General features: G+C 67.0%; 11 protein-coding genes. 1 reads left to right on the top strand and 10 read right to left on the bottom strand.

Annotated features, from left to right (window positions below; all coding sequences use genetic code 11):
- Nucleotides 1-32 precede the first annotated feature (32 nt).
- The 10 genes from uvrC to K2Y03_RS08500 all read right to left on the bottom strand — a co-directional run bounded on the left by uvrC (nt 33) and on the right by K2Y03_RS08500 (nt 8,788).
- The gene (uvrC, locus tag K2Y03_RS08455) at nt 33-1,952 is read right to left on the bottom strand and encodes an excinuclease ABC subunit UvrC (protein WP_294089978.1); all 1,920 of its coding nucleotides are present in this window, start codon (nt 1,950-1,952) and stop codon (nt 33-35) included.
- Nucleotides 1,953-2,030: 78 nt separating this feature from the next.
- Nucleotides 2,031-2,378, bottom strand: coding sequence for a hypothetical protein (locus K2Y03_RS08460; protein WP_294089979.1), 348 nt, complete (start codon nt 2,376-2,378; stop codon nt 2,031-2,033).
- 104 nt (nt 2,379-2,482) lie between these two features.
- Nucleotides 2,483-3,028, bottom strand: coding sequence for a hypothetical protein (locus tag K2Y03_RS08465; protein ID WP_294089980.1), 546 nt, complete (start codon nt 3,026-3,028; stop codon nt 2,483-2,485).
- A gap of 14 nt (nt 3,029-3,042) precedes the next feature.
- The gene (locus K2Y03_RS08470; protein WP_294089981.1) at nt 3,043-3,528 is read right to left on the bottom strand and encodes an ATPase; all 486 of its coding nucleotides are present in this window, start codon (nt 3,526-3,528) and stop codon (nt 3,043-3,045) included.
- A gap of 36 nt (nt 3,529-3,564) precedes the next feature.
- Nucleotides 3,565-3,789: a F0F1 ATP synthase subunit C gene (locus K2Y03_RS08475; protein ID WP_066649790.1), complete on the bottom strand. Its 225-nt coding sequence runs from the start codon at nt 3,787-3,789 to the stop codon at nt 3,565-3,567.
- A 39-nt stretch (nt 3,790-3,828) separates the two neighbouring features.
- Entirely contained in the window at nt 3,829-4,566 is a 738-nt protein-coding gene (locus K2Y03_RS08480) for a F0F1 ATP synthase subunit A (RefSeq protein WP_294089998.1), read from the bottom strand.
- 26 nt (nt 4,567-4,592) lie between these two features.
- Nucleotides 4,593-4,916 carry an AtpZ/AtpI family protein gene (locus K2Y03_RS08485; RefSeq protein ID WP_294089991.1) on the bottom strand — a complete coding sequence of 108 codons (324 nt, stop codon included), beginning with the start codon at nt 4,914-4,916 and terminating at the stop codon, nt 4,593-4,595.
- Between the two features lie 160 nt (nt 4,917-5,076).
- Entirely contained in the window at nt 5,077-5,448 is a 372-nt protein-coding gene (locus K2Y03_RS08490; protein ID WP_294090002.1) for a YdbL family protein, read from the bottom strand.
- Between the two features lie 11 nt (nt 5,449-5,459).
- The gene (locus tag K2Y03_RS08495; protein WP_294089993.1) at nt 5,460-5,648 is read right to left on the bottom strand and encodes a YnbE family lipoprotein; all 189 of its coding nucleotides are present in this window, start codon (nt 5,646-5,648) and stop codon (nt 5,460-5,462) included.
- Nucleotides 5,645-8,788 (bottom strand): YdbH domain-containing protein, encoded by a 3,144-nt coding sequence (locus K2Y03_RS08500; RefSeq protein WP_294089995.1) that lies wholly within the window; start codon nt 8,786-8,788, stop codon nt 5,645-5,647. The genes K2Y03_RS08495 and K2Y03_RS08500 overlap by 4 nt, the downstream gene beginning before the upstream one ends.
- 94 nt (nt 8,789-8,882) lie before the next feature.
- Between K2Y03_RS08500 and K2Y03_RS08505 the strand changes: the two genes are divergently transcribed.
- On the top strand, nt 8,883-9,286 hold a 404-nt coding region (locus K2Y03_RS08505), incomplete at its 3' end, for a RadC family protein (protein ID WP_367114764.1).

Raw genomic sequence — 9,286 nt, forward strand, 5'->3', positions numbered from 1 at the left:
GGGCTGGCGCCGCTTCAGCGAAGCAGAAAATTCTAACGCGCGTTGTAAAAATCATAGACTTGGCGCGCGACGGCGGCGCTGACGCCGGGGGCGCGCTGCAGATCCTCCAGGCTGGCGCTCCGCACCGCGCGGGCGGTGCCGAAATGCATCAGCAGTGCCTTTTTGCGCGCCGGGCCGATGCCGGGCACTTCGTCCAGCGGGCTGGCGCCGATCGCCTTTGCCCGCTTCTCCCTATGCGCGCCAATCGCGTAGCGGTGCGCCTCATCACGCAGCCGCTGCAGATAGAACAGCACCGGCGCATTGACCGGCAGCTGCACTTCGCGCCCGTCCATCAGGTGGAATATCTCGCGCCCGGCATGGCGGTCCGGCCCCTTGGACACGCCGACCAGCACCACATCGTCGATCTCCATGCCCTCCAGCACTGCCCGCGCGGCGTTCAGCTGGCCGCGTCCGCCATCGATCAGCACCAGATCGGGCCACTGCCCCCGGTCGCGATCGGGGTCTTCCTCTTGCGCGCGGGCGAAGCGGCGCTCGAAAACCTCGCGCATCATCGCAAAATCATCGCCGGGCGCGGTTTCGGCGCGCTTGATGTTGAACTTGCGATACTGGTTCTTGCGAAAGCCTTCCGGCCCCGCGACCACCATCGCGCCCAGCGCATGCGTGCCCTGGATATGGCTGTTGTCATAGATTTCGATGCGATCGGGCACTTCGCCCAGCTCGAACAGCTCAGCCACCTCGCGCAGCAACCGGGCCTGGGTGGTGCTTTCGGCCAGCCGGCGGTCTATCGCCTCCGCCGCGTTGCGCCGGGCCTGGTCGAGCAGGCGGCGCCGATCCCCGCGCTGGGGCGTGCCGATCACCACCTTGTGCCCGGCCTGGGCGGACAGCATCTGCTCGAGCAGTGCCGCCTCGGGCAGCGCGCGGTCGATCAGCACCTGCCGCGCCGGTGGCACTTCCTCATAGAATTGGCTGAGGAAGCTGGTCAGCACCTCGTCCGCCGGCACGTCGGCGGTGTGGCCGGGGAAGAAGCTGCGATGCCCCCAATTCTGCCCGCCACGGATGAAGAAGGCCTGGATGCCGATCACGCCGTCCTTTTCGGCCAGCGCGAAGATGTCGGCATCGCCCACCCCGTCGGCGTTGATCGCCTGGCTGCCCTGGATGAAGGTCAGCGCGCGCAGCCGGTCGCGCAGGATCGCCGCCAGCTCATAATCCATGGCCTCGGCCGCAGCCGCCATCTGCGCGCCCAGCTTGGCCTGGACCTGGGTGGACTTGCCGGCCAGAAAATCCTTCGCGTCGGCGACCAGCTCGGCATAGGCATCGGGCGCGATCCGCCCGACGCAGGGCGCTGAACAGCGCTTGATCTGATAGAGCAGGCACGGCCGCTCGCGCCGGTTGAAGAACCCGTCGGAGCAGCTGCGCAGCAGGAACAGCTTCTGCAGCGCATTGAGCGTGGTGTTGACCGAGCCCGCGCTGGCGAACGGCCCGTAATAATTCCCCTGAATGCGCCGGGCGCCGCGATGCTTCTGGATGCGCGGAAAGGCGTGGTCGGCGCGCAGCAGGATGAAGGGGAAGCTTTTGTCGTCGCGCAGCAGCACGTTGTACGCTGGGCGATAGCGCTTGATCAGCTGCGCTTCGAGCAGCAGCGCCTCCGCCTCGCTGTTGGTGGTAACGATCGTCATCGACCGGGTGAGCGCCACCATGCGCTGCAGTCTTTTGGGCAGCCGGTCGACCTGGGTGTAGTTGGTCACGCGGCTTTTCAGCGCGCGCGCCTTGCCGACATAGAGCACATCGCCGCGCGCGTCGTGCATGCGATAGACGCCGGGCCGCGCGGGCAAGGTCGCCAGCACGTTACGGATGGCCGCGACACCGTTTGCCAGGTCCGGGGCATCGGCGCCCCGAACGGCATAGGTCGATTTGGTTTCGTCGAAACGATTGGGCGAGTTCGGATCGATCATCGCCCGGCCGGCTTATTATGGAGCGGCCCTGCTAGCAAGCGCCCCGCCGGGATGCTCTCCGGGCGGGGCGGCGCAAGCTTACTTGATCTTGGCCAGACCCTCGGTGATCTTGGTCACCATCTCGTCGGTGATGAGGCCCTGCGCCAGCGGCTGCAGCTGCTTCACCGTCATCGACTTGAACTGGTCGAAGGCGGGGTGCGGCGTCATGCCGGGGATCACTTCGTCCAGCACTGCCTTGCCGGCGGGATTGGCGACAATCGTCTCAATGGGCGAGTCAATCGTCAGCGCGGTCGCCGTTGCGGTCGTTGCGGCAGCGCCGGTCCCGGCGGCCGGTGCGGGGGCGGCGGTGCTGGTCGAGGCCGTCTGTTGAGCAAAGGCAGGCACGGCAATCAGCGCGAGAACGGCGGCGCTGGCAAGGATTTTCATAGACAACCTCTAAGCTTAGCAGGCACGATTCGGCCAGTTATGTGTATCGGCCAATTTGGGCGGCCTTGACAGCCCAAAAATGTCGCAAATTGTCGCCTTGCCGATCAGTTGATCCGGGCAAGGCCACCAATCGTCCGATCGACCAGCGCGCGGTCTGCATCGGCGCCATGCTGGCTGGCAATGATGGCGCCTGCGGCCTTGGCCGCCGCCTCTGCCGCGGTCGCCCGCACAGCGGCCAGCGCGCCCCGCTCGGCAGCGGCGATCTTGTCCTCCGCCATCTTGGCGCGGCGGGCAATCAGCTCGGCTGCATCGGCTTCGGCCTTGGCGAGCATCGCCTTGGCTTCCGCCTCCGCCTGCGCGACGATTGCCGCTGCGTCGCCGGCGCTGGCCTGGTTGCGCGCCTTGGCTTCGGTCAGCAGTGCCTCGGCCTCGGCGCGGACCGCCTTGGCTTCGTCCAGCTGGCGCCGGGCGTTGGCGATGCGCGCATCGAGCGCGGCGGCGATCTGCGCCGGCGCCTTGCCCACCACAATGGCCAGCGCGATGAAGATGGTCAGGCCGACATAAACCCAGCCCTCGGCCCCCAGGCCCAGCAAGGTTGCTTCATGATGGGCGCCTTCGGCAGCGGCCGTCAGCAGGAACATGGCGGACATTTCTCAGGCCCCCTTCAAGCCAGCGCCGCGCGGGCGGCGGCCTCTGCATCGGCCGGGGCTGGCCGCCTGCCGGTCAGCTTCTCGACGATCTCGGTCGCCGCCTCGGCAGCAACGCTTTCGATCTCGGCGAGCGCGCTGGTGCGCGACGCTTCGATCGCCTGCTGCGCGGCCGCCGCCTTGGCATCGAGCGCTGCATTGCTGTCAGCAAGCTTTGCTTCGGTCGCCGCGGCGGCGGCAGTGCGTGCCTGGGCCAGGCTGGCCCGGGCCGCGTCCTGCGCCGCTGCCACGCCGACGTCGTAATCGGCCTTCAACCGGTCGGCCTCTGCCTTCGCGGTTTCGGCCTGGGCGAGATCGCCCGCCACCTGATCCTCACGCGCGGTGACGACCTTGCCGAGCTTGGGCAGGGTCATCTGGACAACGCCGAAATAGAGGATCGCGAAAAAGATCGCGAGCCAGATCAGCTGGGGCCAGAAAACGTGCTGAAAATCAAATTGTGGCATGGATCTCGCTACTCAAACGGTGGAACCGACCGCGCCTTACGAGAAGGCGAGCGCCAGCGCGACAACCGCCGCGATCAGGCCGAGCGCTTCCGTCACGGCGAAGCCGAAGATCAGGCGGCCGCCCATCTTGGCGTCCGCTTCCGGGTTGCGCAGCGCGCCGTTCAGATACTGGCCGAAAATCGAGCCCACGCCGATCGCCGCCAGACCCGCACCAATCGCAGCCAGACCCGCACCGATAACCTTTGCCGAACCAACGTCCATGATACTACCTTTCGTGTTTAATGATTTGGAATGATTGACTTAGTGGAGGTTGACCGCGTCGTTCAGATAGATCGACGCAAGCAACGCGAAGACATAAGCCTGCACCACCGCGATCAGCACTTCGAGCGCCGACAGCGCGACATTGACCGCCAGCGGCAGCACGCCGAAGACATAAGGCAGCGCGCCGAACGAGCCGAGCGCAACCACGAAGGTGCCGAACACCTTCAGCAGCACGTGGCCGGCGGTCATGTTGGCGAACAACCGGATGGCGAGCGTAAAGGGGCGGCTGAGAAAGCTCAGAAACTCGATAAAGGCCACGAACACGGCCAGCGGAAAGAAGGTGCCCTTCGGCCAGAACAGGCTGAAGAAGTGCAGGCCGTGCCGGGCAAACCCCACCACGCACACCACGATGAACACCAGCATCGCCAGGCCCAGCGTGACGGAAATATGGCTGGTCGGCGTGAACGCGCCCACCCACGGGATCAGCCCCAGCAGGTTGCACGCCAGCACGAACATGAAGATGGAGAACAGCAGCGGCGTGTAGCGGCGCCCTTCCGGCCCAACATTTTCATCCAGCATGCCGCGTACAAAGTCATAGACATATTCGACCGCCGCCTGCCAGCGGCCCGGCACCAGCTGCGGCCGTGCGGTGCCCACGAACAGGAAGATCGACACCGCCGCCAGCGCCACCGCCATCCACAGCGAGGAATTGGTGAACGATGCGTCAAAGCCCAGCACTTCCAGGCGCTGGAGCGTCGTCACTTCGAACTGATGCATCGGGCTGGCCACGGACTTAAGCCTCTTTACTTCGTGTCATTGTCATCGGGGGTGGCATCGAATTGCGAAGAGGTCTGCAGCGCCCGCCGCACACCGGCCGCAAAGCCCAGCACGAGCATGACGATCATCGCCCAGGGCCGCGTGCCGAGGCCGGCATAATTGTCAATCGCCCAGCCGATCATCGCGGACACCAGCACGACACCGACAAATTCGATGCCGACCGCCCAGCCGCGATTTTCCGCCGCAACCTGGCGCTGCGGCGCGCCGATGCCCGCCTCTGCCTTGGCGCGCGCAATCCGGGCGTCAAGCTGATCGGGTTCGTTATGGCGATTATCTGCCAACGCGCGCATTCTCATCCTGATAGGAAAACGCCGCCCTGCACGAATGCGAGCGACGTGCCTCTCTTACGACGATTGCCCTCTACACCCCCGTCGCGGCGCCGCTTTAGAAAGCAGCGCGCGGCGAGTCAACCGCAGCGGGACGAGCGCAGCTACGCGCCGGCGCGACCGGTCAGACGCAGCGCGGGTCGCGCTCCGGCGGGGCGTCGGTGCGGGTATGCCAGCGGCCATCGGGGCCCTGATATTTTTCACCCGGCGCGGTTTTCAGGATAAGGTTGCAGCCGGAGGTGAAGGCGAACTGCTCCACCGTCGCGCCATTGGCGGCGCTGCGGGTATAGGCCGCCTTGCGCTGGATGTTGATGTTGTTGACGATCCCGCGCAGCTCCGGCGTCGCCGCGCCGACAATGCCCAGATAGCCATCCGGCTGTTCGCCGATCAGCCCCTGCGCGCGCGCCTCGGCATAGGCCGGGTCGCGCTGTGCCCAGGCCGCACCGGCGCCAAGCACCGTGCCCAGTGCCGCCAGCATCATCAGCGTCTTTTTCATCTGCGTCTTCATCAGAAAATCCCCGGATTTTGCTGGATCAGTTCCTTCGCCTGGCCATCCAGCCGATACACAACCTGTTGCGTGATGTTGATGTTCAGGTTGATGACAATGGGCTTGTCGGGTGCCGCGACATTCACGCACCCCCCGCCCAGCATCGCCACTGTTACCACCATCGCCACGACCGGCCATCTGTTTCTCATTTGCGGTCTCCTTGTCGCACAGGCTCGCTTGCCGGCGGCTGAACGGATTGCGGCTGCGCGGCGGCCTTCTGCGCCTCGATCAACGCCGGCAGATTACGCTCGATCAGCCGCTTGGGGTCGTAATAACTCTGCGCCGAATCGAACAATTGGCGGAACGGCGCCTGAATCCGCACATTGAACACCAGCGGCAGCTGCTGCAGGCGGCGGATGAGGAAGTTGCTCTTGGCGCCCCTTCCCTGCCGCAACCCGGCGAACCGCACCTCGGTGATCATTTCGCCCTCTAGCGGCCCGTTCATATCGACCTCAAGCTCGCGATAGCTGAGCGATTTGAGCGACTGGAACGCCAGATTACCCCAGAAGCCCAGATCGCGCTGCGAAATTTCGCCGACATAGGAAATGGTGCCGCCACCGGGCCGCATGCGCAGATGCCCGTCCTGGATGCGCCCGCCCTTGGCGTTGAAGATCATCGGCAGGGTGCCATCGACAATGCCGGTCGCGTCAAGATTCTTGAAGTCGAAGCTCTGCAGGAACAGTTCTGCATCGACCCCGTCGACGCGGAAGGTAAAGCGCCGCTCGGCACTGATGTTGAAATCGAGCAGCGTCGGCTCGAGGATCAGCGCGCCACCGGCAAAGGGCCAGTGCCCGCCCTCGATCGCCACTTTCTGATCGGCCAGCGTCTGGTAGCGGATTTCGCCATCGTTCACCGGAACACCCGGATTGACGTTGGCAAGCTTCACCACCTGGCCCGGCGCGCTGACCATGTTGAGCAGATCGGTGAAGCGGATCTCGCCCGACAGCCCGGCGACCGGGCCGAATGCCGCGTCCAGGTTCGCGCCCGGCGTGCGGAACACGCCATTGCTGGTTACGCCGTCGGGCGTCCAGCGGATATGCCCCTCGCCCGTCACCAGCCCCACCACTTCGGCGATCACGCCATAGGTGAGCGGTGTCAGCCGGTCTGGCTGAAATTCCTTGTCAAACGCAATCCCCGGCACCGCCAGATCGGCGCTGCCGGTTGCCGTGTCGAGGTCGTGCGCGATCGTCACGCGCGTGACCACCGTGCCGGAACCGGGCGGCGTGAGCGTGCCGGTGACGCTGATCTTATGGTCGGCGAGCACCAGCGCAACATTCTGGCTGACGAGTGGGTTGAAGCGCGCCGAGTCCGCCGCGTCCGCCACGCGCAGCCCGCCATCGACACGGAATTGATCATTGGCGAACTGCCAGCTGCCGGCACCGTCGGAGAGCTTGAGCGGCACATGGCCGATGCCGCCGCCGGCACCCACAAAGCTGCCGCCGACATCGCCGCCGGTAATCCGCCCGTCGAGCTGGGCGATCTCCAGCCGGCTCACACCATCGGGCGTGCCGAGCCGGACCTGCAGCCCGGTAACGCCGAATTGCTGATCGGCAAAGCCATAGCGTGCATCCTGCGCCGCGACCGAGATCGGCGTGCCGTTCAGCTTGCCAGCTAGGTCGGGCGCCATCAGCCGCGCGCCGCCGGTCACGCGCCCGCCGTCGATCGTGGCGAGCGCGCCATTCTCCGCGCACACGGTCAGCCGGGGCTGGTCCATCTCGACGCCGCCGGCATCGAAGCGGGTCGCGGACACCTGCGTGCAGCCCGGGTTGAGCGCGATGCGGCGGCGGCCATCCCAGCGCGCCTCCAGCGGCAAGCTCAGCCCGTCGACGCGCCCGCCGCCCACCGGTCCGCTGAGGACGACGCGGGTATTGAGCCGCGTGGTGCCGCCCGGAATCGCCGTGAAATCAAGCCCTGAAAGGGCCAGCCGGGCCGCGCCGGCGGCGAAGGGCCGCACGAAACCGCTGCCCGCAATCGCCCGCCCCCCTTGCGCCGGGCGCAGGGTGACCGCAGCCTCGGGCAAGCCGCCACCCGCCAGCGCCAGCCGGCCATCGATGCGGAATCCGGCCGGGGTGATGGCAACGCCACCGCCATCCGACAGGCTGGCACGTACGCCACTCCCGCTGGTCAGTGTCGCGCGGCCGATGGCAAGCCGATAGCCTGCACCATCGGCGGCCAACGTTACATCCGCCGTTCCGCCAAAGCGCCGCGCCGCCGCCGAGCCGGCCCGGGCAAGCTGGGCAACCAGCGGCCCGACGGGCGTCTGCTGCCCAGCCTGGCCGATGCGGTCGATCCATTGCTGCTGCTTCGTGCCCAGCGCTGCCTCCCCGGCATTGGCGCGCCCCTCGAACAGCACGCCCGCGGCGCCGGCACGATAGGTTCCGGCCAGCGCGACCGTTGCTGCCGATGCCTGCGGCGACCGCAGCGCCTGGGCCAGCAGGTCGAGCTTGCCAGTGGTGCGCCGCACCGATCCGTCAAAATCGACCCGCCCGATCAAGCCGGCCAGCGTTCCCCGGGCATGGCGGATGGCACCGCTCGAAAGCGCGGCGTCGCCGCGCCAGCGATCGAACCGGCGGTCGAGCTGGACGGCGGCATCCACCCGCAACGCCGTCGCTTCAGCATCAGCACAACGGAGCTGCCCAGCGCGCACCGGCCCCTGCAACCGCGGTTGTGCATCCGCCACCGACAGCGCGAGGACGGCGGCGATATCTTCTGCACCGCAAGTTGCACTCCCCAGCCGGGGCGACACCACCGCCAACTGCCCGGCAAAGCCATTGTTCAGCCGCCCGCGCCCGCTGAGCCGCAGGCCCGCCACGCCCATCGGCGTTTCCAGCCTGAGCCGGGCGTCATCCAGCGCGACATCGATCGCAGGCAACGTGACCGGCGCGCCGCTGGGCGGGGGCAGCAGCCGGTCGATATCGCCCATCACCAGCTTGCCATCGGCGATTTTCGCCCGCGCACGCACCCGCCCCGCGCGCAGCTCCGCGAGGCCAAAACCGCCATCGCCAAGGATGGGTACAACCTCCACCCAGTCCGCCACCAGATCGGGTCGCGCCGGGTCGCCGATGACGACGTCGGCCAGGCGCTGCCGAGTCAGCCCAAGATCGGCAATATGATAGCGCGCGCGAACGCCGCGCTCGGCCAGCGCCGAATCAATCAGCCCGGTCGCGATCGGCGCGCGCGCGGTCCACACGCCGGCGCCCAGCGCGCCCAGCACCAGCGCCGCGCCGACGCTACGCGCGGCAAACCCGCCCTGCCCGGTAGAGTGCTCGCCCTGGTCCGCCAAACTCATTGCCTCGCGCGCATTTTTCCGGCTGCTGATTGACAGCTTATCGCCCGGCGCAGCAATTGCCACCCCGCCCATCGATGCTTAATCCCTGAACGCGATGACGGTTCCGACGCCAGATCATGCCGGCCACCGCGCCCGGCTGCGCGACAAGCTGCTGAACGCAGGCGCCGAGGCGCTGCACGATTATGAACTGGTCGAATATCTGCTGGCGCTGGCCATTCCCCGGCGCGACACCAAGCCGCTGGCCAAGGCGCTGCTCGCCGAATTTGGCGGGCTGGGCGGGTTGATGTCGGCAAGCCCGGAGGACCTCGCGCGCATCAACGGTATGGGCGACACCTCGATCGCCGCGCTCAAGATCGTTCAGGCGACGGCGCTGCGGCTGCTGCGTGCGGCGGTCATGAACCAGCCGGTGATCGCCAACTGGCAGGCGCTGCTCGATTATCTGCGCGCCGACATGGCCTATCTGGATATCGAGCGGGTCCGCGTGCTCCATCTCAACAC

Source organism: Sphingomonas sp., from assembly GCF_019746015.1.
Classification (GTDB): Bacteria; Pseudomonadota; Alphaproteobacteria; order Sphingomonadales; family Sphingomonadaceae; genus Sphingomonas.